Here is a 25,684-nt window from a genome sequence, read left to right as displayed (position 1 = left end):
GCGCTAGGATCAGGGGTTCAACTAAATTTTAATTAAATTTGACCATAAAAAAACACCGCAAACTAAGTTGCGGTGTTTTTATTGGCACTGATTTTAAATCGTTGGCTCTGGCTCCATCCCGCCGCCCGCCTTTGGTTTTGGCTTCGTTTTCGGAATAGCCGTAACGCTCGGGGCACTGCCTTGATCCGGCGTGTCATCGGTGTCACTTTCGTCATGCGGCGTCTCACCACGAATGACCCGCTGAATTTCTTCGCCTGTCAGCGTCTCATACTCGAGCAAACCCTGCCCCAGGCGTTCAAACTCTTCGTTCTTGTCTTTCAGAATTTTAAGCGCCGTTGCATAACCTTCGTCGATCATTCTTTTGACTTCTTCTTCGATCAACTCTTTTGTAGCAGCCGAAATCGAGAAGCCACCGGCGCCATTGCCCATGTAACCTTCATGGGCCATCTGATAATCAATATTGCCGACTTTGTCGGACATGCCCCAACGAAGCACCATGGCCCGTGCCAAAGCGGACGCTTGCTGAATATCGCCAGCAGGACCGTTTGAAACTTCGTCTTCGCCGTATTTAACAATTTCGGCCGCTTTACCAGCCATGGTCATGGCCAGCTTTTGCTCACATTCGCTTCGATGCCAATTCAGACGGTCAATTTCTGGTAGTGATACAACCATACCCAAGGCGCCACCACGCGGAATGATTGTGGCTTTATAAACAGGGTCGCATTTTGGCAGAGAGATACCAACAATGGCGTGTCCGGCCTCGTGATAAGCCGTTTTTTCCTTTTGCTCTGCAGTCAGAACCATAGAGCGGCGCTCCGGTCCCATCATAACCTTATCTTTGGCGTCTTCAAAATCTTCCATGACCACAAATCGACGCCCCTTGCGCGCAGCCATCAGTGCGGCCTCGTTCACAAGGTTGGCAAGATCGGCACCGGAAAAGCCAGGTGTTCCGCGCCCGATAATGCGCAAATCAACGTCCGGCCCCAGAGGGGTTTTTCGCGCATGTACGGCCAGAATTTTTTCGCGGCCTTTGATATCTGGATTAGGCACATCAACCTGACGGTCAAAACGACCTGGTCGCAGCAACGCAGGGTCAAGTACATCTTTACGGTTGGTTGCAGCAACGATGATCACACCTTCGTTCGCTTCGAACCCGTCCATCTCGACCAGCAATTGGTTCAATGTTTGCTCGCGCTCGTCGTTACCACCGCCGTAGCCTGCGCCACGGCTTCGGCCAACGGCGTCAATCTCGTCAATAAAAACGATGCAGGGCGCGTTTTTCTTGGCCTGTTCAAACATGTCCCGAACCCGGCTTGCGCCGACACCGACAAACATTTCGACGAAGTCAGAACCCGAGATAGAGAAGAATGGCACACCAGCTTCGCCAGCAATCGCACGCGCAAGCAGCGTTTTACCAGTTCCTGGAGGCCCAACCAAAAGCGCACCTTTCGGGATTTGCCCACCAAGACGGCTGAATTTCTGCGGGTTGCGCAGGAACTCGACGATCTCTTCCAGCTCTTCTTTGGCTTCATCAATCCCGGCGACGTCATCAAAAGTAACGCGCCCTTGCCGCTCCGTCAGCATTTTTGCCCGCGACTTGCCAAAGCCCATCGCGCCGCCTTTACCACCGCCTTGCATCCGGTTCATGAAGAATATCCAAACACCGATCAGCAAAATAAAGGGCAGGAAGGTAATCAGTAGCGAAGTGAAGCCAGATTGTTCCTGCTGCTCTGCATTTATTGTGATCCCTTTAGAGATCAGCAATTCTGTGATCTCAGCGTCTTCAGGTTTAATTGTGACATAGCTCTCGCCATTATTGCCCCTGAACATCACGCGTTCACCGTCAAGCACGACACTCGAAACATCACCGCCATCAACAGAAGTCACAAAATCAGAGTAGCTCACCGTCTGGTTTTGCAACGCCGATTGACCGCCACTGAACAAATTGAATAAGGCCAGGATCAGTAAAAACAAAACGACCCAGAAAGCGATGTTTCTCGCATTGCCCAAGGGGAATCTCCTCGAATTCTTTCAGCCACTCATATTTTTGGTGGCAACGTAGCTAAAATAGAGGTCAGAGCAACGATCTTCAATGCGATATAATCGACTTAAAGAAATGTTCTTCCCCCAGCACCAGTTCTACCCGCCATTCAGACGACAAATCAGCAAGCGGAGCGGCGACAAGCGCTTGCCCTTCCCAGACAGCAGGTGAGGCCAAAAGCGACGTGCGCGGCATGCTGGTTTCACGCCAGCCCGACACGCTATTCAGGCCATTCTCACCTAGGAGGCGTACCGTCAAGTTTATGTTTTTATTACCTTTAATGCACCAACGACCGTCCCAAACTTCATCAATTTCTGCAACCTCATTCCGCACCGCCTGAGCTTCTCTGTGAATGCGAAGGGCTTGCTTTTCAGGGCGCAAGATACAGCCATGCAACGTTACTTGCTCACCCGCAAAAACTTTTGCTGATAAATCCGTCAAGGCCGGGCCCCGCGGACCATATTCCGCCGATGAAACCCATTTGACCGCATGTGAAAGCAATCTGCGACGGATTTCCGGAGATTGCGCTTGCAGTTTGTCCAAATCATAAATCACATCCCCATGTTCAATCCGTGCTAGATCGCGCGCTGCTCGTAAGGTCTGGGCTTCCAAGGCCTTGCGCGCTTGTGACAGTCGTCCGGTTACCGCGCTCAGCAATTCAACATCGATTCCGAGGGGCTGCAATGCCGCCAGCACTTTGCGTGCCTTTATCCTGTCAAATCGCGTATCTTCGTTGGATGGATCATCAATCCAATCAAGGTCTCTAACTGTAAGATAATTTCGCAGCTGTTGCCGCGTTGCCGCCAGAAAGGGGCGCGACCAGGTAATGCCGTCTGCCTTTCGCTGGGGCACCATGCCTGACAACCCATCCACACCAGCACCACGTGCCAAACGCATCAGAAAGGTTTCCGCCTGATCATCTGCTGTGTGTGCCAAAAGCACCGTCGAGACCCCGACTCTTTGAGCCCAATCTGTTATCAATGAGTATCTTGCACGGCGCGCCTGATCCTGAAGGTTCCCGGTGCCGTCCCAGCAAGCCCAAGTTAAAACATCGTGGTGAACGCCGATTTGGGTACAGACATCTGCGACAAATTGCGCTTCCTTGGCTGACGCGGCTCTTAGCCCGTGGTCAACTGTCACCGCATACAAGGTTATCCCTGCACATTTTGCAAACTGTGCTGCTACGTGAAGCAGGGCAATTGAATCTCCACCACCGGAAACGGCCACTCCCAGAGAGACTCCACCAGTTTCGTTCAATGATGAACTTAGTAGTTCAAAAAGTTGAGCGCTATCGGTCGTCACAAACAGCCCAGGCTAAGCATAGAAGATCTTGCATCCAAAGTTACGTCCGCGTCGGGAAAACGTACCTCGACTTGTTCTAACATTTGGCACGCCTCCGTCATCTGCCCTAAAGCGGCAAGGCTTGTGCCAACTTTGAAAAGAGCATTCGGTGCCTGAGGCCCGGTCGGTGCAGAGCTGAAGCTGTCAAGATATGCGCGTGCAGCCGGTCTTGTGTCACCAAGTTGTTCTAGCGCCTCACCCCGCAAAAAATGCGCTTCCGCGCTTAACGGACCCCCGGGATACGTTTCTGTAAAGGCGGCAAAGGCGTCAGCAGCGGCCTGAAAATCACCGTCAGCCATCGCAGCCTGTGCATTGTCGAAATCAGCCTGTTCACCAACAGCCAACTCGGTGCCACCCGTAGCGGGAAGGGCGACTGCTGGCACAGTTACTGAACCAACGCCGCCGAGGGTTGTGGTTTCGCCCAACTGGCTGATGTCGCAATCTGCTTCCAGTTCACATAGACGGAACTCCAGGTCCCCAATTCTGTTGCTTCCATCGGAAACGACGCTATCGACCCGGAACTGTAACTGTTCTGTTTTTGAAGTGAGTCGCTGCAATTCTTGCTCTATTGCGTCAACGCGTTCTAACGGACTATTGCCGCCCACAGAGGTGGTCGGCGCGCCTGTCGTTGACAGCTCTCGTTTCAAACGCTGAACTTCAACATAAAGCACAGACAATTCCTGACGAATATCGGCCAAAGTCTGATCCTGAGCCGTCACAGTTGTTGCCCAGGGAAGGGCTAGCACCGAAACAGTGATTAACGCAAAGAGTCGGGTCATTTCACGCTCCGTCAGCTGCCAAGGCCGCCTGCTGAGATCACTGTAACAGCACGACGATTGCGCTCGTAACAGGACTCATTCGAACACACTTCAATTGGGCGCTCTTTACCAAAGGAAACAACACTCAGACGGTTCGGGGCGACACCCCGTGATATCAAGTATTCCTGAACCGCATTCGCACGCCGTGCACCCAGCGCAAGGTTATACTCTCGTGTGCCCTGCTCGTCAGCGTGACCTTCGATCAAGGCATCATATTCCGGGTTTTCTGCCAACCAGCCAGCCTGACCCGCCAATGTTGCACGAGCCCCGTCGCTAAGCGTGCTCTGATCGACTGCGAACAGAACTCTGTCTCCAATTGTCTGCTGGAAATATGCTGGAGAAATTGGATTTGATGGGTCGTTCAACCCGCCAGCAGCACCATTTGCGCCCGCACCACCATAACCCCCGCCTAAACGGCTGGGGTCGGTACAAGCGGCAAGCGTCAATGCCGCAACCACGAGAACTGCTTTTGATAAATGTTTCATGAGGATTGCCCCTTGTTATATCTCTGCTCTGTTTTATTCACTATATCACTCTGCGTACCCTTTGGAAACGTATCCTTAGGGCAAGAGCGGCGACCACGAAGGATCAGAAGCCGCAGTGTTTGTGTTTACACGTCTCAGGTTACGGCCGGAAACATCAACGGAGTAAAGCGCAGGTGCACCACCTGCACCCGATGTCTCCCGCATGAACATGATGACACGACCATTTGGTGACCAGCTTGGCCCTTCGTCCAGGAAGGAAGCCGTCAGCAAACGTTCTTCGCTCCCATCGGTACGCATGACTCCAATGTGGAACCGACCCTGATTTTGCTTTGTAAAAGCAATCATATCCCCGCGCGGTGACCAGACAGGTGTTCCATAACGCCCAGTCCCAAAACTGATCCGGCGTGGCTCGCCGCCATTTGCAGGCATCGTATATAATTGTTGAGTTCCGCTGCGGTCGCTCTCAAATACAATTTGTCTGCCATCAGGCGAAAAGCTGGGTGCGGTCTCGATAGATGGGGCAGATGTCAGGCGTGTACGTTCGCCGCTTTGCAGGTTCAGTTTGTAGATATCGGTGTTACCACCCGTCGAAAGTGAATATACGACAGTATTCCCATCCGGCCCAAACCGAGGTGCAAAGCTCATCGCACCTTGCTGATCGTCTAGCGCACGCCGTGAAACATTCCCGACATTCATAACAAAAATACGTGGGAATCCAGATTCGTAAGACGTGTAAAGAATACGATCACCCGTTGGCGAAAATCTGGGAGCCAGAACCAAAGAAGAACTGTCCGTTAAAAACTGAGGATTTGCACCGTCATAGTCCATAATCGCCAACCGTTTGCGACGATCGCTTTTCGGCCCTGTCTCGGATACAAACACCACGCGGCTGTCAAAGTAAGGACCCTCGCCGGTGATACGGGAATAGACCGTATCAGCAACTTTGTGGGCCAACCTACGCCAACTTGTCGTTGTACCGCCAAGCTGCAATCCGCCACCCATTTCGCTGCCCGCGAAAACGTCGAAGAGACGGAATTTAACGGTAACGCGACCACCGGCCGTCACATTGACTGAACCTGTGATCAGAGCTTGCGCATTGATCGCACGCCAGTCTGCATATTGCACAGGGCTGTCAAAGCTCGTGATGTTAGAAATAAATGCGTCGCTTCCGATCCGACGGAACAGCCCGGTTCCGGAAAGATCAGAGGCAACAACCTCGGCAATCTGTCGCGCCATATCATTTGCTGCACGGTTCTCGGCCACAAAATCGGGAACAGCAAAGGGCAAAGGTTCGATAACTCCTTCGGTGATTTCAATCCGAAGCGGACCAGTGCGCTCTTGCGCCTGTAAGGTGAAGGCCACGGCGTTTATTGCCAGCGCCATGACCAAAACGGAGGTCAGTCGTTTTAATAGCGTCATCTGGTCCTCATTCTCTCCGGGTTGAAGGTAATTTCAATATCCCGCCAACTATCATATTTGTCAGTCGGCAAATTATAGCCACGCGTGCCACAGCGTATGATTGCGCGGCGCGCGGCGCTAAAGGCGATCTGTGTGGCAGAGTCATTCGGTCCGTCGGAATCGATCAGCCGGATTGTTGCCGCCTGAGGTTTGCCATCCCGGCTCATCTCTACTCCGACAACAACCGTAGTACGCATTGCTTCTGTCGAGGAAGACCCAAGACTCCAGCAGGACCCAACGGCAAGACGCAGCGCATCCTTCTCACCTCTCGTCAATGGAGGTCCTGAAGGTACTGAAGCAGCTGGCGTGGGTGCGCGCTCAGAGGTATTCGCTTCGTTCAAAGCAGTCTCGATGGAGGTATCAAGCGATGCGGGTTCTTCTGTCGTCTCCGCTACGCGCACAGGGCGTTCAGGGCGCGATGCAGGGCGGGGTGAAGACAGCGGCGCGGAAGACGGAGGTTCCGTTGTTTCCGGCACAATTTCGGTTGTCGCTTTTTCAGGAGCAGTTGCAACTTGCTCTTCCTGCACCTGCTCCGCCGGGACATCAGGCTCGGTTGCGTCCTGAACGGAATCGGCAATCTCAACATCCGGTTCCGGCTGCGCCGCTGGTGTAGGTGCAACACGCTCGGAATCTCTCGGAGTCGGGCGTTGCGATAGATTCGGGAGCAAGGTCGCTACATTCTCTGTTGTGGGAGTTGATGGCGTGATCGGAACATCAGGCTCAACTTCAACCTCTGGCAAAGGTGTAATTTCTGATAGATCTGGCGAAACATCGGCATCGGGTGGTGTTTCAGGTTCTGCAACTTCGGCTGTTTCCTGAGGTGCCTCACTTGCAGGCAAAATCGGGGCATCAGTTTCAGGTTCTTGTTGCGGCGCCTGCGGTGCAGTCACATCCAAAACAGGGCTGGGGACTTCAACAGGCTGGTTCAGCGCGGCAAACTCTTCGGAACTAACAATCGACACTTCAGCGACCTCGAACTCGTTGTCATCAATATCGTCAAACATTCCTCCGAAGAGGGTCAAGACGATTGCAATCAAATGCAATGCACCAGAGATATAAGTGCCCTTGTTCACGGCGCAGCCTTAGCCGCCCTGCCCTGTCAGATCGGGCCCGCCCGTATCTGTTACAAGACCGATACTGTTAAAACCGCCCGCATTCAGCGCGCCCATGACTTGCACAACCTGTTCATAGGGGATTGACCCGTCGGCTCGCAAAAACACCTTATTATCAGTGCGCTCTGATGCAATTGCCCGCAATTTTGGAATCAATTCATCCCGGTTTGTTTCTGTTGTCTGGATTATAGTGCGACCGTCTGCCGTGAGCGTGATCGTCAGTGGCTCTTCCTGCTCGCTAGGTAACGCGCTTGCGGCAGTTTCAGGCAGTTGCACCGGCACACCAACCGTAAGCAAAGGTGCCGCCACCATAAAAATGATGAGCAGAACAAGCATCACGTCGACAAAGGGTGTCACGTTAATCTCTGACATTGCGTGACTCTTGCCACGCCCGCCGCGGCGTCTGCGCCCTTTGTCTTTCTGTATAACACCTGCGACCATATCAGCTATCCAACTGTCGGCTAAGGATGGTTGCAAACTCGTCAGCGAAAGCCTCGTAGCCGCTGATGATACGATCACTGTCTGCGGATAGTTTGTTATAGAAAATCACCGCCGGGATCGCTGCAACAAGCCCTAGGCCAGTTGCCATCAGCGCCTCTGCAATACCCGGCGCAACAACCGCCAGGTTTGTATTTTGCTGCTGCGCGATCTCGATAAAGGCATTCATGATGCCCCAGACGGTACCAAACAATCCGACAAAGGGTGCCGTGGATCCAACAGTCGCCAAAAAGTTTAAACCCTTGTTCAGCTCTTCCGCCTCTTTGGCAATTGCGACGTCCATAGACCGGTCAATCCGTGCTTGCGCGCCTGCAATTAGAACGCCGTCCTGTCGGTGGCTGCGCCGCCATTCCATCATACCTGCCGCAAATATTTTTTCTGACGCGCCAGATGGTTGCGCGCCTATCCGGTCAAACAGCTCATCAAGCGGGTCCCCTGACCAAAAGGCGCGATCAAACACCGACGCTTCAGAACGCGCGTTGCGATAACTGATAAGTTTCTGAAAAATGTTTGCCCAGGCCCAGAATGATGCAGCAATCAACATCAGGACAACAAGCTTCACAATCAGGGTTGCACGTGCAAATAGCGCCCACATGGAGAAATCAATCTCCTGCGCCGCACCAAGGATTTCGGTTTCCATATGCCTGCTCTTTTGTTTTGGCTGCCTTTTGACAGCTCTGATTAAACGCGAATCTAGCCCAGATTCACGGGGAATGCCATCAATTGTGCGTCAGTACTGTTTTTTTCGTCTATTCAGCCATTACTAGGCGAATATATGCCGGAAGGCGCGCGGCCCGACCATCTTCTTTCAGTGCGATAAGTGTAACACTCGCACTGAATAGTAAGGTCTCATCACGTTTAACATCCTGCTTCAGCACCAGCCTCGCACCGGAAACCGACAGAACCGCGGTTTCGACGTCAAGTTGATCATCAAACTTTGCAGGGCTGAGATAGTCTGCTTCAACGCGCCGCACTGCGAAAACCAATCCGTCTTGTTCTTTTAGAACCGTTTGATCAATACCCAGTTCGCGAACAAATTCTGACCGCGCTCGTTCGATAAATTTCAGATAGTTGGCGTAGTAAACGATACCTGCGAGATCCGTATCCTCATAATACACGCGAAGCCTGAATTGATGGATCATCCCGTCCCTCCCAACCTTGCAAATAAACGCAATGCGTGGCTTGGGTCCCGATCTGCCAACGGCATCACCGGGTCAAAAGCCGCACGAATTATACCAGCAATTTCCGGTCGCAGGATCGTTGCGCCCTCACCCGGCAGCACTGCCAAGGGTGACTGCTCTGCAAAGGCAACATCCGACCACAGCAAAATCGCCTGTACCGCCAGGCTAAGCGCAATCGTTTCGGCTGGTAACACTGCCATAGCATTATCCATCCTCACAAAACTGAAACACGCCTGAATAGCGCCAGCTTCGTCAAAGCGAAACGCCCGGTATTGTGTCGCTTTTGCCGCCTGCAACCGCTCTACGACAGCAGCCAGATCCGGAATCAGCTGGTCGATATTCGATGTCTCGACCAGCTCAGCCCAGTCCTGAACAAAAAACACCATCAGATTTGCGCCCAGCTCCGGGTCGGTTTCGGCCATCTTGTGGTTCGCCAGCGTTACAACTGCTTCGATCGCACCCTTCAAAACCGACAACGTCGCATCATCAACACCAAAAACAATTGGGACAATTGGGCGGCCCCAACGGGCGAAAACGTAAGAACCATCAGCCCGTGTAAAGAGCGCCTCAACCTGATCAGGTGTCAAAATGTTCCCTTACCTTTTTCCACAAATATCCCCGCCGGAGGCATAAAATCTCTTTTTATAAAAGACCAGCCTCAACCATCGCCGAAAAGATCGACCTGCCCCGCAGGTTTTGGCGCGGACATTCCCAAATGGCTCCAGGCTTTCTGAGCAAGCATGCGACCGCGCGGAGTGCGCTGGATCAGACCCTGTTGCAGTAAGAACGGCTCAATCACTTCTTCAAGCGCGTCACGGCTTTCCGACAAAGCCGCTGACAGGGTCTCCACGCCCACCGGACCGCCCATGTAGTTCTCAGCGATCAAGCTAAGATATCGCCTATCTGCTCCATCAAGCCCGAGATGATCAACGCCAAGCCGTGAAAGCGCGTTGTCGGCGATTGCCCGGGTCAATTTGCCATTCCCTTCGACAACAGCAAAATCCACCACGCGGCGCAGCAACCTTCCCGCGATCCGCGGTGTTCCGCGCGCACGCCGCGCAATTTCGCGAATACCGTCTGTTTCTGCGGGAATACCCATCAATCTCGCGCCGCGACTAACGATTTCATGCAATTCATCCACCGAATAAAACTGCAGGCGGATCGGGATACCGAAACGGTCCCTTAGCGGTGTTGTTAGCAGACCCAGCCGCGTGGTCGCGCCCACCAGTGTAAAAGGCTGCAATTCAATCCGCACAGTACGTGCTGCCGGGCCTTCACCAATCACCAGATCAAGTTCAAAATCTTCGAGTGCGGGGTAAAGGATTTCCTCAACCACGGGGCTGAGACGATGAATTTCGTCGATGAACAAAACATCACGCGGCTCTAGGTTTGTCAGGATTGCTGCCAGGTCACCTGCTTTGGCTAATACAGGGCCAGAGGTCATGCGAAAATTCACGCCCAATTCGCGCGACATGATCTGCGCAAGCGTGGTTTTACCAAGGCCCGGGGGGCCATGAAACAACGCATGATCCATCGCTTCACCGCGCTGGCGCGCACTTTCGATAAAAATCTTGAGGTTCGCCCGTGCCTCTGCCTGCCCGATAAATTCATCAAGAACCTGAGGGCGCAAAGCGCGGTCAGCATCGCCAGGGCGTTGTTCAGGGCGTAATGTGGGGTCTGGTTCGCTCATGTCTTACCCCTTCGGCGCCAAAAGTTTTAATGCAGAACGGATCAATTCCGCTGTATCGGCATCCGGGTTCGCCCCGGCCGCTTCTGCCACCGCTCCCGCCGCTTCGCCGGGGCCGTACCCCAGGTTTCCAAGCGCCGATAACGCATCGGACTGATGTGCGGCTTTGCTTGGCGTTGAAACAGGTGGTTGCTGCAACACAGCATGTGGAGTGTCGATAACGTCGACTGTTTCTTCACTTACCGCGGCGGCCAATGTTCCGCCCATCGCCATCAGTGATGGGGCTTTCTCTTTCAACTCATTCACGACGCGCTGCGCAATTTTGGGACCAACGCCCTGCGCCGCCTTAACTGCATTCCAGTCACCCAGCGCAATTGCGCGGCTCACACCTTCTGCTCCCAAAGTTCCCAGAATAGCCATCGAGGCTTTGGCTCCAATCCCCTGAACGCTCATTAACAACCGGTGCCACTCTTTCTCCAACAAAGTGGTAAAGCCAAACAATTGCAGCAAATCCTCGCGAACAATCAGATCAGTATAAAGCGCGACCGCTTCGCCAGCTGCAGGCAACCCTGCAAGCGTTCTGTCGGAGACATAGACAATATAACCAACGCCCCGCACATCGATCAGCAGGTGATCACTGCCGCGATAGTCGATGCGTCCTGAAATTTTTCCAATCATGTAACGCACCCCGTCATCGGCTTGCCCGCTTCAAAGCTATATCCAGTTGATTTGCGGACCGGCTGTAATGCGCGTGACACATGGCGATTGCCAAAGCATCGGCAGCATCCGGCCCCGCAATTTCAACACCGGGCAATTGCAACCGTACCATATGATCGATTTGCCGTTTGTCAGCATGACCAACACCGACAATGGTTTTCTTGACCTTGTTTGGCGCGTATTCACCAATGCTCAACCCGGCTCTTGCTGGAACCAACATCGCGATACCGCGCGCCTGCCCCAGCTTAAGTGTTCCGGCACCATCCTTATTCACGAAAGTCTGTTCGACCGCAGCACTGGTTGGCGCATATTTTTTCAAGACGGCCGTAAGCTGGTCAAAGAGACTCAGCAATCGTTGCGCCAGATCCTCGTCAGCAGAAGAATGACAAATTCCGTTTGCAACATGGCTGAGTCGGCTTCCAGACACGTCGATTACACCCCAACCGAGGTTTCTGAGCCCAGGGTCAATCCCTAAAACACGCATCCTGCCACCTCAAACCTGTTTCTTTTTTGACGCAGTAGCACGAAACGCGAACATTTGCCAATCTCAAAGGCAAAAAAGCTCTAGTGCTAAACGATAGTGGAAATCTGCCCTTTGTGGCCCAAATTCGTCATCGTGAATTCTAAAAGCGACGTTTTCGCCAACCATGTTTTTCCTTTATCTAACAGCCTATTACCACTAATTTAAGCTATGCAAGAATTGCAGAGGTGGTATGCAATTTTCCTGCTTGTTCGCATCAAAAACGAGGCTTAGTTGGCGAATTAGAAGAACACACGTTATGCCTATTTTGTTTATAAGGACTCGTACAATGGCAGCTTACGAAAACACCCGCGTACTGGCAGGAAGCCAAGCTTTCGGCAGCCTGTCCAATTTTGCTCATTCAATCACTAGCGCCTTTGCTACGTGGAACGACAAACGTACGACACGTAACTCCCTTAGCAAACTAAGCGATCGCGAACTAGAAGATATCGGCCTGTCACGCAGCGTTATCGAAGATGTAGTTTCGCGCCACACCCTCTAAGCAAAACTAATCCTAGATCATTAAAAGGTCGTGTCTGCAAAGACGCGGCCTTTTTCGTTTCCGTGCGCTAGTTTCTACGTCTTCTCTCGCTCCGGTGCGTGTAGCTCGAGTGCCGAGTTTAGGGCCCCTCCAAGCAAGATCACATAGGCAGATATGTAAAACCAAATCAGAAGCGCAATCGCCGCACCAATGGAACCGTAGACTTGGTTATATGCAGAAAAGTTTTGCAGATAGAGCGAGAATGCAGCAGAGGCAATTGCCCAGACTATAACAGCAACAAGAGCACCGGGTGAAGCGAAGGCAAGTCCTGTTCGCCGACGATTTGGACCAAAACGGTAAACAATCCCTAAACCGAAGACGACAACAAGAAGTGACACAATCCAGCGCGTCCCGTTCAACACTGTTTCGGACCAACCGCCAAGCGGAACAAACGCCAAAACAACAGGCGTTACAACAACACTGACCATCGCTACCATAACCATTCCGACAAGAGCAAATGTAACAAGAACCGCCGCGATCAGGCGACCCAATCCACTTCTTTGGCGTTCACGATATGTAACATTCAAACCCCGAATCAAAGCTGCAACACCAGCACGGGCCGCCCAAAACGCCGCGAGGGTCGAAACGGCGGTTGTCCAACCAAGCGTACTGTCATTCGCGGCAATCAACGCCGTCACCTGACCATCAAGCAGTTCAAACGCCGGGCTTGGAATGATCTCAGCCAAAAGTTCCATCTGCGTGTTTATTATGATCGGGTCAGCGAAAAAGCCCCACAACGCAATTATCGCGGCTACACCGGGAAATATCGCAAGCATCCCATAGAACGCAACACCGGCCGCTGTAAGGCTCAGGTTGGTTTCATCCATTGAACGCCAAACTTCGAACAATGCACGAGAAAGATGATTCCAATCATATCTTGTCTTGGATTTAATATTCACGATACCTAAACCGATTTCTGTCCTTCAATTGGGACTACTCACAACAATCGGTATTATGAAGGGGATATCAAGAAACAATAATTGAGTCAGAAGTTAATACTTCTGACTCAGACGTTAAATCTAAAAATTGAGGCTAGGACTTGGGAACCCTGCCTGGAAAAAGGAGCTGCGCGAAGAAGCACTGTGCGCAATTCTAAAGATCAGTAAACGAGACGCGAAATCTCATTCGCGAACCAAATTGTTACGCTATCTGCCTGCATGAGAAATGCACCGGCCTGTTCAACAATCGTACCTTGGTTCAACTTATCAACCCGTTCGCCATAAGTGATGGGTCCAAGGTTTGCATACAGAAACCCTTTGAACAGAAGAAACAGCACGACAGTTAAGGCAAACCCCTTCCAAGGGAGGTTTGGCGCGCGCCGACGCGGATGGGCAACGATCAGCCCATCTTGATTTATCGACGTCACGTATCCGTTCGCCATCTTCTTATGACGGCGCACGATACGACGATTTCGTTCTTCAAAGCTATTCAGATGTAAATCCGCCATCTTAGCCTCCGAAATTCGGCCCCCACCGAATTGATCCAATTATCAGGCGAAATACGGCGAAAATGTGGCAATAAGGGTTATTTAAAGGCGTTTATTGAAAAATTTAGTGATTTCTTAGCATTGTAAGAGTCGTCCATTCAACAATCTCTTCTTTTGATGCAAGATTGAAACTATTTCGTGTATAAACCTCAACCACTTCATCGGCTTGTTCGTTAAGAATACCAGAAAGAACAGCATACCCGCCGGGTTTTATGTACGCCGCCATATCCGGCGCTAAACCAATCAGCGGCGCTTTCAGAATATTCGCAAAGACAAAATCGAAGGGTGCCGCGCTTGTCAGGCTTGGATGATCAAATCCAGCGGCTTCCAAACAGACGATACGATTTTCCAGCCCATTCGCTTTGACGTTCGCAACGGCGACGTCAACGGCAACCTGATCAATGTCGCTGACCAGTACCAGATTTGGCCAGACAGAGGCTGCTGCCATTCCCAATACTGCTGTTCCGCAGCCTATGTCAGCTACGCTTTTTCCTACGAACCCCTGCTCCACCAACCTGTCGAGCGCCCGAAGGCACCCCAATGTTGTGCCGTGGTGCCCGGTTCCAAACGCCATTGCCGCTTCGATCAACAAAGCAACGGAACCTTCCGGCACGCTGTCCGCGTCATGGCTCCCATAGACAAAAAACCGGCCCGCCTCGACTGGTGCAAGTTCGCGTTTCACATGGGCAACCCAGTCAGTTTCTGGCAATTCAGAAATCGCAAAAGGTTTTGCATCAAATGCAGTCGCCAACAATGCGAGGCCCGCCTGATCCGGTGCTTCGATGAAATATCCGCCAACTTCCCAAAGGCCGGAGCCGTCCTCGACCTCGCTTACGCCGACACCCGTTGGTTCAGGATCAAGCCGTTCCATTGCCTCGCCCAGCGCTTCTGCCGCAGTAAATCCTAGCAATGTTGTCAGGGCGGTATAGGTGGGCATCAAACATCCTTCCGAGTTTTCAGCGCGGATACCTTCGGGATGCCTACGCGTCAACCGAACTCTCTACTCCGCCGGTGCAGGCAAGCCGCGACTAAAGATTGTTTCGTAACCCGGCTCAGGGTGGCGCGGAATCAAAAGCGCCAGTAAGAGCGAACCGCAGGCGATACCAGAAGCCAACAAAAAAACGGCTGTTGGCGAGACAACCCATAGAAGACCCAGAAACACAGGCAGCCCAACGGCAGCTATATGGTTGATCGTAAATGCAACCGCGGCAGTTGGTGCAATATCGGCCGGATCCGCGATTTTCTGAAAATAGGTTTTCAGCGCCAGAGCAAGAGCAAAAAACAAGTGATCGATAATGTATAAAGTAGCCGCGACCAGAACGCCCCAACCAAACATGTAAATTCCGCCGTAGGCCAGAAACACGATTATCAGTCCGGTGTATTCAAAAATCAAAGCACGACGTTCGCCCCAATATGCGACGGCCTTGCCCATCATCGGTGCGAAAATCATGTTGGCGACCAGATTGATCAGGAACAGTGCCGTTACTTCGTGAACAGCAAAGCCAAACCGCTCGACCATCATGAAGCCGGCGAACACGACAAAAATCTGCCGCCGGGCACCGGCAAAGAAATTCAGCGCATAATATAGCCAATAGCGTTTACGCAGAATGATCTTGCGCTGCTGCACAGTTCGCCCTTCAAACTGAGGGTACGCAAAGAAACAGATAACGGCGATCAAAGCCGTGAAGCCACCCGAAACAAGATAGACAAAATTGTAAGATAGATCGAATTGCTTCCAGCTTATGACTATCAAGACATAGGCAACCAACGTAGCCGCCGACCCCGCCGCCGTGATCCAGCCTAATGTCTGGGGCGCACGCGCCTTTTCGATCCACTGCAATTGCAGTGATTGATTTACCGTCTCGTAGTAGTGGAAACCAATCGAACTTAACATTGTTATCGTCAGGATGCCGCCCATCGTGGGAAACCACGCTGTCACAGCTGTTGCGCACCCAAGCATCGCCAGAGCAACAATTCCCAACACCTGTTCCCGCATGAATAAAAGAACAGCAATCACTCCAACCGCCAGGAACCCTGGAATTTCGCGCACCGTGTGCAGCAAGCCAATATCCGCTCCGTCAAACCGCGCCACTTCAATAACAAAGTTATTCAACAGCGCGCTCCAAGTCGAAAACGCAACTGGCATTGCCGCCGACAGAATGAACAACAACGTTACGGGCCTGCGCCAAAGAGGAAGCGTATGCGCATCAGAGACAGAGACATTTTTCATGCCATTGCCCCTACGCCTGTTTTAAGACAAGGAAAAGAGGCATTGAGATTTTGGGCAAGTAACTTCGCCTTTCTTCCACAAGTTTTGTGCCATAGTTTTCAGCCATGACATTCCGAATCCAAAACCGAGATGCAAGAAGACTTTGGCTTAACACTCAAGGGCTTGCGGCGACACCAACAGGCCCACTTGATCTTTTGCAGATCATTAAAAACCTTGGATTCGTTCAGCTAGATACGATCCGCAATGTCACCCGCGCGCATCATCACATTCTCTGGAGCCGCAACCAGAACTATCGAGAGCCTATGTTGAACAAGCTGCTCGCGGAAAAACGCGCATTGTTCGAACATTTTACACATGATGCATCTGTTCTGCCGATGGAGTTCTACCCAATGTGGAAACGGCAGTTTCGTCGGATGGGTGAAAAGGTAAACCGGTCCGCTTACTATAAGACAGGTCTTTGTGAGGCCGATCTTGAAGCTATTGTTGCGCGCATTGAAGCCGAAGGCCCACTTTCCACCCATGCTTTTGATACGAAAATCACAGGTAAGAAAGAAATGTGGGCGCGGCCACCGCACAAGCTGGCACTTGATAACATGTGGTACGCAGGCAAGCTTTCGACGTCGCATCGGGAAAGCTTTAAAAAGTTCTATGATTTGTCAGAGCGTGTCATTCCGCACGACTTGCGCAATCAGGATCACCCGGACGACGCGCAGATTGACTGGCTTTGCCGTGCAGCACTTGATCGTCTGGCTTTTGGATCACCCACTGAGATTCAGAGGTTTTGGGAGGCGACGGAACGACAGGAGGTTGAGAGCTGGATTGAAAAGTCTAAAGAGGGCCTGAAGCAAGTCGAACTACAGGCCGCCGATGGAAACTGGAGCACTGCGCTTGCGCCAATCGATATAGAGCGCCGCGTTGAAGTGGCACTACAACCGACAACACGCTTGCGGATACTCAATCCTTTTGACCCTGCTATTCGTGACCGCACACGCCTTTACCGTCTGTTCGGCTTTGACTACAGGATCGAGATATTCGTCCCCGCCTCAAAACGAATCTGGGGTTACTATGTCTACCCCTTGCTGGAAGGCGACCGTTTTGTTGGGCGGACCGAAATCAAGGCGGATCGCAAAGCTGGAAAACTAAAGGTCGCACGTTTCTGGCCAGAGTCAGGTGTGAAATGGTCAGGCGCGCGTGCAGACAAGCTCGAAGCGGAACTATATCGGTTTGCGCGGCTCGTTGGGGCGGAAACCGTGGACTGGGTTTGCCAACATCCGACAAAAAGCCTTGCTCAGTAAAAGCTTTGTGGATCTATATCGATCGATAAGCGTATCGCGCTTGGCAATTTGAACTGTGCAACCCACGCAGCAAGTGCTTTCTGCAAAGGTGCGCCTTTTTCACATTTGACCAACAAACGCACCCTGTGGCGTCCCCGGATACGGGCAATTGGCGCCGGAGCTGGCCCATAGATCTGCGCATTGATCGCGCGCAGAGGTGCGTCTTGGCGCGCCATCTCTCCCGCCAGATCAAACACCTGCTGTACATCGGGTGACGACAAAACGATCCCCGCCAAGCGTCCATAGGGTGGCACACCTGTCGCTTCGCGTTCGCGCGCCTCTGCCCTCCAAAACCCTTCTTCATCGCCTGACAGAATGGCACAGATAACGGGATGCTCAGGTTGATAGGTTTGAAGCAGGGCAACACCTTGTTTTTCCGTGCGCCCGGCGCGGCCCGAGACTTGACGCATAAGCTGAAACGTTCGTTCTGCTGCCCGCAGGTCCGATCCTTGCAGGCCAAGATCAGCATCAATCACTCCAACCAACGTAAGATGTGGAAAGTTATGGCCTTTGGCCACTAACTGTGTGCCAATGATGATGTCCGCTCCGCCCTCGGCGATCAACTCGATCTTTTCTTTCAAGGCCCTTGCGGACCCAAACAGGTCTGACGACAAAACCGCAATCCGTGCATCTGGAAAGACCTCTGCGGTCTCTTCAGCAAGGCGTTCAACACCCGGGCCGACAGGGGCAAGCCTGCCTTCAGCTTCGCAGTTCGGGCATTTTTCCGGCATTGGTTTTGTTTCACCGCACTGATGGCACACAAGGCGTTTCAAAAACCGATGCTCCACCATTCTGGCATCGCACTGATCACATCCAATCTGATGACCACAGGCCCGACATATCGTTGTTGGTGCGTACCCCCGGCGGTTTATGAACAACAACGCTTGCTCATTGAGTTCCAGCCGTGCTGATACTTCTTTTTTCAGAGTGCCTGATATCCACCTGTTTGACGAGAGGGTCTCAGCCCGCATGTCTATCGCGCGCATGTCAGGCATTTCCGCAACGCCAAATCTAGACGTTAAATCAAGGCGTTGGTATTTTCCGGTCTCAGCATTCGCCCAGCTTTCCAGCGACGGTGTGGCCGAAGCCAGAATGACCTGAGCAGAACAACAGGTCGCCCGCAAGACAGACATATCGCGTGCAGAATAAAGCGCACCATCCTCTTGTTTGTAAGAACTGTCGTGTTCTTCATCGACGACGATCAAACCCAGATCGCGAAAAGGCAGGTAGAGCGAGGACCTTGCACCAACCACAAGCTGTGCTGCCCCCTGCCCGACCATCCGCCAGCAACGCCGCCGTTCGGTCATCGTGACACCCGAGTGCCATTCAGCAGGGCGTGCGCCAAATCGTTCTTCCACGCGTGCCAGAAACTCTGCCGTCAGCGCAATTTCAGGCAGCAGGACCAAAGCCTGCCTTCCCTGCTTCAGGCATTCCGCAACGGCTTCGAGATAGACTTCTGTCTTACCCGAACCGGTCACACCTTTCAAAAGCGTCGTTCCATAATGTCCCGTGGCGACAGCGTTGCGCAGTTGGTTTGCAGCCTCTGCCTGATCGTCATTCAGGTCTTTTCCGTCAAACTCTGGCTGCAAGGACGGGTAGGGCATATCGCGTGGTGTATCTTCTTCGACAACAACACCCTGTTTGATGAGCCCCTTGATCACCGGCGAACTTACCCCGGCCATCTCTGACAGTTCCCGAAGCGTAAATGCCAATCCGCCGTACTCGCGCAGCACCTCCATCACGCGGCGGCGCGCATCCGTCATACGATCCGGCTCTCCCTGGCCCAACCTCAGAATTTTACGCATAGAGGGCGGGTCGCCCAATCCCGGCGCGCGTGTCGCAAGCCGCAGCATGGCAGGCATCGGTGTCAGCGTGTAATCAGCCGCTCGTGCCAGAAAGGCACGCATTTCTTCGCGCATCGGCGCAACATCAAGCACCCGAATAACAGAACGCGCCTTGCTGAGATCGAACCCGCCGGCCCCTTTGCCCCAAACAACGCCCAAAACCTTGCGCGGACCAAGCGGAACCTCGACAAACGCGCCGGTCTGACACCCGCCTTCCGGGGCCTTGTAATCAAGCAAACGATCCAGAGGCTGTGCGGTCAGCACAGCCACCAAATCGCCCTCGTCAAAAAATGACAGCTCTACCACGTCAGCCTCTTTCCCAATGGCCGGGTCCAAAGACCGCAGCAGAATGGATCACAATTCTGGCCATGCCTTTTGCCGGGGTCAACCAGCTATGCCTGATCAGGCGAAATCGACACATCCCCATTTTTTTGCCTAAAGATGTAAAAACGGTGGAGAAATCCGAACATGATGCTGTATAACCATGCAAAAGATAAGAAGAGATAGGCATGACGAGCACCGCTATAGCCGAAATTGATCTGCGCGATAAGATAATTGCAGACCCGGAAGTCGTTCTTGAAGACCCGGATGTTATGCGCGCCCTTATTGCTGCAAACGAAAAGCAGTTGGGAAGCAATATCGTTGATCTGCGAGGTATCGCGATGGAACGGCTGGAATCCCGGCTGGACCGTCTGGAAGATACACATCGTTCCGTTATCGCGGCAGCTTATGAAAACCTCGCAGGCACCAATCAGGTACATCGCGCCATCTTGCGGATGCTTGACCCGAATGAATTCGAAAATTTCCTGCGCGATCTTGGCGGTGACGTCGCCGACATTTTGCGTGTTGATTGCGTGAGGCTGGTTCTTGAAACCGTGCAAAGCGCCGATGACCCTGCCGTCAAACGCCTTGGTGACGTTTTGACAGTGGCGGAACCAGGTTTTATCGACGGCTATCTCGGAACAAGCCGGAGCAAACCTGAGCGACAGGTTACTTTACGCCAGCTAAAACCTAATTCCGACATGATCTATGGTGAAGCAACCGATTACATCAGGTCTGAAGCTGCACTTCGGCTGGATTTTGGTGAAGGACGTTTGCCGGGAATGCTGATTATGGGGTCAGAGGACCCGCATCACTTCAAACCCAATCAGGGAACAGATTTGCTGGCTTTCTTTGCTGGCGTGTTTGAACGTGCGATGCGCCGCTGGTTGTCATGAGTCTGTTGTCACCCGCGATGCAGGACGCGCTCGCAGGGTGGCTTTCTGCTCAAAAGGCACTGAACAATGCAGCTGACAATACGATAACTGCGTACCAGACTGACCTCTTAGGATTCCTGAGTTTCATGACGCGCCATTTTGGCGAAGAGACTGGAATCGCCCCGCTTACACGCGTTGGTTTGTCAGATATGCGCGCGTTCATGGCGCACGAGCGAGAGCGGGGCGTATCCGCCCGCTCTCTTGCCCGCTCGATTTCGGCAATCAAAAGCTTTTATCGCTGGCTTGCCGAGCGTGAGGGTTTTGACGCTACCACTGTTCTTTCAACCAGAGCACCCAAGTTCACCAACAAACTTCCGCGCCCTCTGGCCATTGATGCCGCAAAGGCAATGATAGAAACCGTCGAACTACAGGCACGCGAAGATTGGATTGCTGCACGCGACGCTGCGGTTTTGACCCTGCTTTACGGTTGTGGCTTGCGGATATCCGAGGCACTGGGTCTAACCTTCGCCGACGTACCGCTGCCTGAGGTTTTACGCATTTTCGGCAAGGGCGGCAAAGAACGCCTTGTGCCGGTGATTGCGCCTGCCCGGAACGCGGTAGGCCGTTACTGTAAGCTCATGCCTTTCGCCAATGAACCTGAAACACCGCTCTTCAGGGGTGTTCGCGGAGGCGCACTGTCTGCCCGATCGATACAGAAAGTGATGGAACAGACCAGAATGCAGCTAGGCCTGCCTGCCACTGCCACACCCCACGCCTTACGCCATTCCTTTGCAACACATCTGCTTGGCGCAGGTGGCGATCTGAGAGCGATTCAGGAACTGCTTGGTCACGCCACCCTTTCCACCACCCAAGCCTATACCGCCGTCGACACTGCACGACTGTTGGAAGTTTACGAAAACAGCCACCCAAAAGCCTGATCCACGTTGCTAAGAGAGGCAATTTGTTTCATGAAAGCCAAATGACATTAAAACAAAAAGCCTTATCTGTTCATCTACTGACCGCAACCGGCGCAGTTTTTGCGATGTTGGCAATGCTCGCTGCGGTTGATCAAAAATGGAGCCTCATGTTTCTGTGGTTGGTTGTCGCATTCGCTGTTGACGGAATAGACGGACCACTTGCACGCAAATATCACGTCAAGAAAAATGCGCCCATTTACGATGGTGTTCTTCTGGATCTCATCATCGATTATCTGACATATGTTTTCGTACCGGCTTACGCACTTTTCAAGTCAGGCCTGCTGTCTGGTTGGTCCGGCTGGATTGTTATTATCATAATAACATTTACCAGCGCCCTTTATTTCGCAGATACACGTATGAAAACTAAGGACAACAGTTTTTCCGGCTTTCCGGGGTGCTGGAACATGGTCGTGCTGGTTCTGTTTGCAACGCACCCGAATTTCTGGATCATTCTCGCAATTGTCTGCGCCTTGGCTGTTACGATGTTTCTGCCACTCAAGTTCATTCACCCGGTGCGCACAGAGCGCTGGCGTAATCTGTCTTTGCCTTTGGCACTTGCATGGACATGTTTTGCGGGCTGGGCCGCCTGGGTTGATTTTGACCCGAAAAGCTGGGCGCTTTGGGGGTTGGTTGGAACAAGTGTTTACTTGCTTTGTGCCGGCATCGCGCAACAGATTATTCCCGAACGAAACTCACGTTCCTAAATCAAAAGCCCCGCAGCGTTTTCATGTCGTAGCAGCTTCACTTTGATTTCGACGCCACCCGCACCTGAAAAGCCGCCAAGGTTGGTCGCGCCTAGTACCCTGTGGCATGGAATAATCACAGGAATCGGGTTGGCCCCGCAGGCGTTACCAACTGCCTGCGCAGAAGCACCAACCGTCGCTGCAATTTCTCCATAGGTACGCGTTTCGCCTAACGGAATCGCAAGCATGGCATCGCAAACCGCCCGCTGAAAATCCGATCCAGCGACCTGTAATGGCAAGTCAAACTCACTAAGATCCCCGGCAAAGTAGGCAGATAACTGACGGCACCCTTCCTCAAGAAGCGCGGTGCGTTCGCCACTATCCTGAGCGTCCCACAAAAGCTGCGTAATTGCGCCATCTTCTTCGACAAGGCCCAGACGGCCAACAGGTGTATCAACGGATGCAATATTCATAGGCGCATCATCGCAAAACAAAACGCCCCGGCGCAAGGGCCGGGGCGTTCCAAATCTTGTGCAATCGATTTCTAACCCAGTGCTTCATCGCACCGCGCACAGGTGCCTGGGTGTGAATGGTTGCCAACATCCGTCAAAATTTTCCAGCAACGCTGACATTTTTCACCCTCGGCCATTTCGAAAACGACCCCAATTCCAGCGGCCTCTGGCAAGCGGAATGCTTCGGTCGGGCTTGGATCTTTGGTCAGAACAACATCTGAGGTGATGCAGATATCTTCGAACGCAACCGACTTCAGCGCGCTCAGAACTTCGGCGTCATTCACATGCACAACAGGTGCCGCCTCTAGCGACGCACCAATAACCTTGTCCTGACGCTGCACCTCAAGGGCTGCCGTCACAACACGACGTACTTGCCGGATATTGGCCCATTTTGCAGCCAGAGGCTCATCCAGCCAGTCAGCGGGCGTTTCAGGGAAATCTTCCAGATGTACCGAGCTTTTTTCGCCGGGGAACCGTTCCAGCCAGACCTCTTCCATCGTAAAGGTCAGAATTGGGGCGAGCCAGGTTGTTAGTCGGTGATAGAGGATATCAAGCACCGTGCGTGCCGCGCGACGCCGATCACTATCTCCATCACAGTAAAGCACGTCTTTGCGGATATCGAAATAGAACGATGACAGGTCCACCGTCGCAAAGGTAAAGATCGCCTGGAAAACCCCCTGGAAGTCGTACTTCGCATATCCGGTGCGCACCTGATGATCCAGTTCAGCCAGACGGTGCAGAACCCAACGCTCAAGCTCTGGCATATCGGCGGCTGCAACCCGGTCTGCCTCGGTAAACTCTGAAAGCGAGCCAAGCATGAAACGCATCGTGTTGCGCAGGCGGCGATAGCTGTCGGCGACACCTTTCAGAATTTCATCACCTATCCGCTGATCGCTTGTGTAATCAGACTGCGCAACCCAAAGGCGTAAAATATCGGCGCCATATTGTTTAACCACTTGCTCCGGCACAATCGTATTGCCGATGGATTTAGACATCTTGACACCCTTGGCATCAAGCGTGAACCCATGTGTCAACACACCGCGATAAGGTGCGCGCCCCTGTGTTCCGCAAGATTGCAGCATCGAAGAATGGAACCAGCCGCGGTGTTGGTCGGTGCCTTCAAGGTAAAGATCGGCAATGCCGTCTTCTGAGCCGTCTTCACGATCCCGCAGAACGAAGGCATGCGTTGAGCCGGAGTCAAACCAGACATCCAGAATATCGAAGACCTGAACATATTCGTCGTGGTCGTAGTCGCTTCCGAGGAAGCGTTCTTTGGAACCCTCTGCATACCACGCATCTGCACCCTCTGCTTCAAATGCCGCAACAATGCGTGCATTCACAGCAGCATCGCGCAACAGAAAATCGGGGTCGGTTGGAAGCCCGCCTTTCTTGACAAAACAAGTCAGCGGCACCCCCCATGCGCGTTGGCGCGACAGAACCCAGTCAGGCCGCGCTTCGATCATGGAATACAGCCTGTTGCGTCCAGTCTTTGGTGTCCATGTAACAAGCTGATCAATCGAGGTCAGTGCGCGTTCACGAATGGTTTTACCATAGGTGTCTTGCCCGTCGCCAACCTCGCGGTCGATGGCAGCAAACCACTGCGGTGTATTTCTAAAGATGACAGGTGCTTTAGAGCGCCATGAATGCGGATAGCTGTGCTTGATCCTGCCTCGGGCCAGCAGGCCACCGACCTCGATCAGCTTGTCGATTACGGCCTTGTTGGCATCACCTTCCTTACCCTTACGGCTAAGGATATACTTGCCGCCAAAGAAAGGCAGTTCAGAACGGAAAGAACCATCATCCAGCACATTGTAGGTAATGACCTGTTCCAGCATACCAAGATCACGGTAAAGCTCGTATTCCTCCATCCCGTGCGAGGGGGCGCAGTGCACAAATCCGGTACCTTCTTCGTCAGTCACGAAATCGGCAGCGCGGAAATCACGCAGGTCGTCCCATTCGCCATTGCCACCTTCGGCCCCGGCGAGAGGATGTTGAAGCGAAAGGCCCGAAAGCTCTTCAGCCGTTACGTCACGGACACGGGTATACATATCGTCTTGAAGACGGGCACGGGTCATCACATCGCCGGCCAGCTTGTCGGCCAGGATGAAGCGGTCGCCGACATTAGCCCAACTTTCATCAGGCGTTCCTGTAACCTCATAGAGGCCGTATGCGAAATCTTCGCCAAACACGACAGCCTTATTCGACGGGATTGTCCAGGGTGTGGTCGTCCAGATGACCACATAAGAACCAACCAAATCGCGATTCTTGAGCTTCGCGCCGTCTCCTGCAACCGGATCGACAACTTTGAACTTCACCCAGATGGTGAAGCTTTCCTTGTCGTGATATTCCACCTCAGCTTCCGCCAATGCGGTCTGTTCAATCGGTGACCACATCACAGGTTTTGAACCCTGATAAAGCGTGCCGTTCATCAGGAACTTCTGAAACTCGCCCGCAATGACCGCTTCGGCATGGAAGTCCATTGTCAGATACGGGTCAGCCCAGTTGCCGGTAACGCCAAGGCGTTTGAATTCCTCGCGCTGAATGTCAACCCAGCCTTCAGCAAACCGACGGCATTCCTGACGGAAATCAACGACAGGGACATCATCCTTGTTGCTGCCCTTCTGGCGGTACTGTTCTTCGATCTTCCATTCGATTGGCAGACCATGACAGTCCCAACCGGGGATATAACGCGCATCGCGTCCCATCATCTGCTGGCTGCGCACAACCATATCCTTAAGGATTTTGTTCAGCGCATGACCGATGTGCAGGTGCCCGTTGGCATAGGGGGGGCCGTCATGCAGGGTGAAAGGTTTGCGCGCTTCATCACTGCCCTTTTTTGCGGCAGCTTTGTCGCGCAAACGATCGTAAACACCAATTTCTGCCCAACGCTCCAGCCATTCGGGTTCGCGTTTCGGCAGGCCTGCACGCATCGGAAAATCGGTTTGCGGCAGGTTCAGTGTTTCTTTGTAGTCAGGTGTATCGGCACACATGCGTCGTGGTCCTTAAACGAAATTTCGTAGATG

Annotated in this window: 25 protein-coding genes; 5 read left to right on the top strand and 20 right to left on the bottom strand. The window is 52.8% G+C overall.

Annotated features, from left to right (window positions below; all coding sequences use genetic code 11):
* Positions 1-93 precede the first annotated feature (93 nt).
* From ftsH to ruvC, 13 genes are all read right to left on the bottom strand, one after another.
* A complete protein-coding gene (gene ftsH, locus MWU63_RS04200) occupies positions 94-2,010 on the bottom strand; it encodes an ATP-dependent zinc metalloprotease FtsH (protein WP_247077034.1) in 1,917 nt (638 codons plus the stop codon).
* 79 nt (positions 2,011-2,089) lie between these two features.
* Positions 2,090-3,343, bottom strand: coding sequence for a tRNA lysidine(34) synthetase TilS (gene tilS, locus MWU63_RS04195; RefSeq protein WP_247077026.1), 1,254 nt, complete (start codon positions 3,341-3,343; stop codon positions 2,090-2,092).
* Positions 3,340-4,161: a tol-pal system protein YbgF gene (gene ybgF, locus MWU63_RS04190; protein ID WP_213887546.1), complete on the bottom strand. Its 822-nt coding sequence runs from the start codon at positions 4,159-4,161 to the stop codon at positions 3,340-3,342. The genes tilS and ybgF overlap by 4 nt, the downstream gene beginning before the upstream one ends.
* Before the next feature lie 11 nt (positions 4,162-4,172).
* On the bottom strand, positions 4,173-4,685 hold the full coding sequence (gene pal, locus MWU63_RS04185) for a peptidoglycan-associated lipoprotein Pal (RefSeq protein WP_213887545.1): 513 nt from the start codon (positions 4,683-4,685) through the stop codon (positions 4,173-4,175).
* 75 nt (positions 4,686-4,760) lie between these two features.
* Positions 4,761-6,104: a Tol-Pal system beta propeller repeat protein TolB gene (tolB, locus tag MWU63_RS04180; protein ID WP_213887544.1), complete on the bottom strand. Its 1,344-nt coding sequence runs from the start codon at positions 6,102-6,104 to the stop codon at positions 4,761-4,763.
* The gene (locus MWU63_RS04175) at positions 6,101-7,147 is read right to left on the bottom strand and encodes an energy transducer TonB (RefSeq protein WP_247077024.1); all 1,047 of its coding nucleotides are present in this window, start codon (positions 7,145-7,147) and stop codon (positions 6,101-6,103) included. The genes tolB and MWU63_RS04175 overlap by 4 nt, the downstream gene beginning before the upstream one ends.
* 78 nt (positions 7,148-7,225) lie before the next feature.
* Positions 7,226-7,696 (bottom strand): protein TolR, encoded by a 471-nt coding sequence (gene tolR, locus MWU63_RS04170; RefSeq protein WP_213887542.1) that lies wholly within the window; start codon positions 7,694-7,696, stop codon positions 7,226-7,228.
* A 1-nt stretch (position 7,697) separates the two neighbouring features.
* The gene (tolQ, locus tag MWU63_RS04165) at positions 7,698-8,393 is read right to left on the bottom strand and encodes a protein TolQ (RefSeq protein WP_213887541.1); all 696 of its coding nucleotides are present in this window, start codon (positions 8,391-8,393) and stop codon (positions 7,698-7,700) included.
* Positions 8,394-8,502: 109 nt separating this feature from the next.
* Entirely contained in the window at positions 8,503-8,895 is a 393-nt protein-coding gene (gene ybgC, locus MWU63_RS04160) for a tol-pal system-associated acyl-CoA thioesterase (RefSeq protein WP_247077022.1), read from the bottom strand.
* The gene (locus MWU63_RS04155) at positions 8,892-9,524 is read right to left on the bottom strand and encodes a hypothetical protein (protein ID WP_213887770.1); all 633 of its coding nucleotides are present in this window, start codon (positions 9,522-9,524) and stop codon (positions 8,892-8,894) included. Before MWU63_RS04155 ends, ybgC begins: the two co-directional genes overlap by 4 nt.
* A 68-nt stretch (positions 9,525-9,592) precedes the next feature.
* Positions 9,593-10,624: a Holliday junction branch migration DNA helicase RuvB gene (gene ruvB, locus MWU63_RS04150; RefSeq protein WP_213887539.1), complete on the bottom strand. Its 1,032-nt coding sequence runs from the start codon at positions 10,622-10,624 to the stop codon at positions 9,593-9,595.
* Positions 10,625-10,627: 3 nt separating this feature from the next.
* Positions 10,628-11,299, bottom strand: coding sequence for a Holliday junction branch migration protein RuvA (ruvA, locus tag MWU63_RS04145; protein ID WP_213887538.1), 672 nt, complete (start codon positions 11,297-11,299; stop codon positions 10,628-10,630).
* Positions 11,300-11,312: 13 nt separating this feature from the next.
* Positions 11,313-11,822 (bottom strand): crossover junction endodeoxyribonuclease RuvC, encoded by a 510-nt coding sequence (gene ruvC / locus MWU63_RS04140; protein ID WP_213887537.1) that lies wholly within the window; start codon positions 11,820-11,822, stop codon positions 11,313-11,315.
* A 325-nt stretch (positions 11,823-12,147) separates the two neighbouring features.
* Between ruvC and MWU63_RS04135 the strand changes: the two genes are divergently transcribed.
* A complete protein-coding gene (locus MWU63_RS04135; protein WP_213887536.1) occupies positions 12,148-12,360 on the top strand; it encodes a DUF1127 domain-containing protein in 213 nt (70 codons plus the stop codon).
* Between the two features lie 74 nt (positions 12,361-12,434).
* On the opposite strand, the gene MWU63_RS04130 is transcribed toward MWU63_RS04135, so the two are convergent.
* The 4 genes from MWU63_RS04130 to MWU63_RS04115 all read right to left on the bottom strand — a co-directional run bounded on the left by MWU63_RS04130 (position 12,435) and on the right by MWU63_RS04115 (position 16,115).
* Complete coding sequence (locus MWU63_RS04130) at positions 12,435-13,298, bottom strand: YihY/virulence factor BrkB family protein (protein WP_343229439.1); 864 nt, start codon at positions 13,296-13,298, stop codon at positions 12,435-12,437.
* Between the two features lie 200 nt (positions 13,299-13,498).
* Complete coding sequence (locus MWU63_RS04125) at positions 13,499-13,846, bottom strand: hypothetical protein (RefSeq protein WP_213887534.1); 348 nt, start codon at positions 13,844-13,846, stop codon at positions 13,499-13,501.
* 103 nt (positions 13,847-13,949) lie between these two features.
* On the bottom strand, positions 13,950-14,822 hold the full coding sequence (locus MWU63_RS04120; protein WP_213887533.1) for a 50S ribosomal protein L11 methyltransferase: 873 nt from the start codon (positions 14,820-14,822) through the stop codon (positions 13,950-13,952).
* A gap of 63 nt (positions 14,823-14,885) precedes the next feature.
* Complete coding sequence (locus tag MWU63_RS04115; protein ID WP_213887532.1) at positions 14,886-16,115, bottom strand: MFS transporter; 1,230 nt, start codon at positions 16,113-16,115, stop codon at positions 14,886-14,888.
* A 104-nt stretch (positions 16,116-16,219) separates the two neighbouring features.
* Between MWU63_RS04115 and MWU63_RS04110 the strand changes: the two genes are divergently transcribed.
* Positions 16,220-17,410, top strand: a complete 1,191-nt coding sequence (locus MWU63_RS04110; RefSeq protein WP_213887531.1) for a crosslink repair DNA glycosylase YcaQ family protein — start codon at positions 16,220-16,222, stop codon at positions 17,408-17,410.
* Here MWU63_RS04110 and MWU63_RS04105 read toward each other — a convergent pair.
* On the bottom strand, positions 17,404-19,599 hold the full coding sequence (locus MWU63_RS04105; RefSeq protein WP_213887530.1) for a primosomal protein N': 2,196 nt from the start codon (positions 19,597-19,599) through the stop codon (positions 17,404-17,406). The two genes, MWU63_RS04110 and MWU63_RS04105, sit on opposite strands and share 7 nt — an antisense overlap.
* 203 nt (positions 19,600-19,802) lie before the next feature.
* Here MWU63_RS04105 and MWU63_RS04100 point away from each other — a divergent pair, with 203 nt between their 5' ends.
* From MWU63_RS04100 to MWU63_RS04090, 3 genes are read left to right on the top strand one after another with little or no spacing between them, the layout of a single operon-like run.
* Positions 19,803-20,510, top strand: a complete 708-nt coding sequence (locus MWU63_RS04100) for a DUF484 family protein (RefSeq protein WP_213887529.1) — start codon at positions 19,803-19,805, stop codon at positions 20,508-20,510.
* Positions 20,507-21,427, top strand: coding sequence for a tyrosine recombinase XerC (locus tag MWU63_RS04095; protein ID WP_247077020.1), 921 nt, complete (start codon positions 20,507-20,509; stop codon positions 21,425-21,427). The genes MWU63_RS04100 and MWU63_RS04095 overlap by 4 nt, the downstream gene beginning before the upstream one ends.
* Positions 21,428-21,468: 41 nt before the next feature.
* Positions 21,469-22,170 (top strand): CDP-alcohol phosphatidyltransferase family protein, encoded by a 702-nt coding sequence (locus MWU63_RS04090; RefSeq protein WP_247077018.1) that lies wholly within the window; start codon positions 21,469-21,471, stop codon positions 22,168-22,170.
* Here the strand turns inward: MWU63_RS04090 and MWU63_RS04085 are convergent.
* Together MWU63_RS04085 and ileS are read right to left on the bottom strand one after the other, a co-directional pair.
* The gene (locus tag MWU63_RS04085; RefSeq protein ID WP_213887526.1) at positions 22,167-22,622 is read right to left on the bottom strand and encodes a methylated-DNA--[protein]-cysteine S-methyltransferase; all 456 of its coding nucleotides are present in this window, start codon (positions 22,620-22,622) and stop codon (positions 22,167-22,169) included. The genes MWU63_RS04090 and MWU63_RS04085 overlap by 4 nt on opposite strands.
* Before the next feature lie 71 nt (positions 22,623-22,693).
* Positions 22,694-25,651 carry an isoleucine--tRNA ligase gene (ileS, locus tag MWU63_RS04080; RefSeq protein WP_213887525.1) on the bottom strand — a complete coding sequence of 986 codons (2,958 nt, stop codon included), beginning with the start codon at positions 25,649-25,651 and terminating at the stop codon, positions 22,694-22,696.
* Positions 25,652-25,684 lie beyond the last annotated feature (33 nt).

The sequence above is a fragment of the Pseudohalocynthiibacter sp. F2068 genome (genome assembly GCF_023015645.1).
Taxonomy (GTDB): Bacteria; Pseudomonadota; Alphaproteobacteria; order Rhodobacterales; family Rhodobacteraceae; genus Pseudohalocynthiibacter; species Pseudohalocynthiibacter aestuariivivens.
The sequence above is the reverse complement of the archived record's forward strand: the minus strand, read 5'-3'. Positions and strand labels throughout refer to the sequence as shown.

Excerpts from the sequence above, each read along its gene's own strand:
- ybgF (WP_213887546.1), bottom strand. The coding sequence starts at position 4,161 with ATGACCCGACTCTTTGCGTTAATCACTGTTTCGGTGCTAGCCCTTCCC.
- pal (WP_213887545.1), bottom strand. The coding sequence starts at position 4,685 with ATGAAACATTTATCAAAAGCAGTTCTCGTGGTTGCGGCATTGACGCTT.
- tolB (WP_213887544.1), bottom strand. The coding sequence starts at position 6,104 with ATGACGCTATTAAAACGACTGACCTCCGTTTTGGTCATGGCGCTGGCA.
- MWU63_RS04175 (WP_247077024.1), bottom strand. The coding sequence starts at position 7,147 with ATGTTTGACGATATTGATGACAACGAGTTCGAGGTCGCTGAAGTGTCG.
- tolR (WP_213887542.1), bottom strand. The coding sequence starts at position 7,696 with ATGGTCGCAGGTGTTATACAGAAAGACAAAGGGCGCAGACGCCGCGGC.
- tolQ (WP_213887541.1), bottom strand. The coding sequence starts at position 8,393 with ATGGAAACCGAAATCCTTGGTGCGGCGCAGGAGATTGATTTCTCCATG.
- ybgC (WP_247077022.1), bottom strand. The coding sequence starts at position 8,895 with ATGATCCATCAATTCAGGCTTCGCGTGTATTATGAGGATACGGATCTC.
- ruvB (WP_213887539.1), bottom strand. The coding sequence starts at position 10,624 with ATGAGCGAACCAGACCCCACATTACGCCCTGAACAACGCCCTGGCGAT.
- ruvA (WP_213887538.1), bottom strand. The coding sequence starts at position 11,299 with ATGATTGGAAAAATTTCAGGACGCATCGACTATCGCGGCAGTGATCAC.
- ruvC (WP_213887537.1), bottom strand. The coding sequence starts at position 11,822 with ATGCGTGTTTTAGGGATTGACCCTGGGCTCAGAAACCTCGGTTGGGGT.
- MWU63_RS04135 (WP_213887536.1), top strand. The coding sequence starts at position 12,148 with ATGGCAGCTTACGAAAACACCCGCGTACTGGCAGGAAGCCAAGCTTTC.
- MWU63_RS04125 (WP_213887534.1), bottom strand. The coding sequence starts at position 13,846 with ATGGCGGATTTACATCTGAATAGCTTTGAAGAACGAAATCGTCGTATC.
- MWU63_RS04120 (WP_213887533.1), bottom strand. The coding sequence starts at position 14,822 with ATGCCCACCTATACCGCCCTGACAACATTGCTAGGATTTACTGCGGCA.
- MWU63_RS04115 (WP_213887532.1), bottom strand. The coding sequence starts at position 16,115 with ATGAAAAATGTCTCTGTCTCTGATGCGCATACGCTTCCTCTTTGGCGC.
- MWU63_RS04110 (WP_213887531.1), top strand. The coding sequence starts at position 16,220 with ATGACATTCCGAATCCAAAACCGAGATGCAAGAAGACTTTGGCTTAAC.
- MWU63_RS04100 (WP_213887529.1), top strand. The coding sequence starts at position 19,803 with ATGACGAGCACCGCTATAGCCGAAATTGATCTGCGCGATAAGATAATT.
- MWU63_RS04095 (WP_247077020.1), top strand. The coding sequence starts at position 20,507 with ATGAGTCTGTTGTCACCCGCGATGCAGGACGCGCTCGCAGGGTGGCTT.
- MWU63_RS04090 (WP_247077018.1), top strand. The coding sequence starts at position 21,469 with ATGACATTAAAACAAAAAGCCTTATCTGTTCATCTACTGACCGCAACC.
- MWU63_RS04085 (WP_213887526.1), bottom strand. The coding sequence starts at position 22,622 with ATGAATATTGCATCCGTTGATACACCTGTTGGCCGTCTGGGCCTTGTC.
- ileS (WP_213887525.1), bottom strand. The coding sequence starts at position 25,651 with ATGTGTGCCGATACACCTGACTACAAAGAAACACTGAACCTGCCGCAA.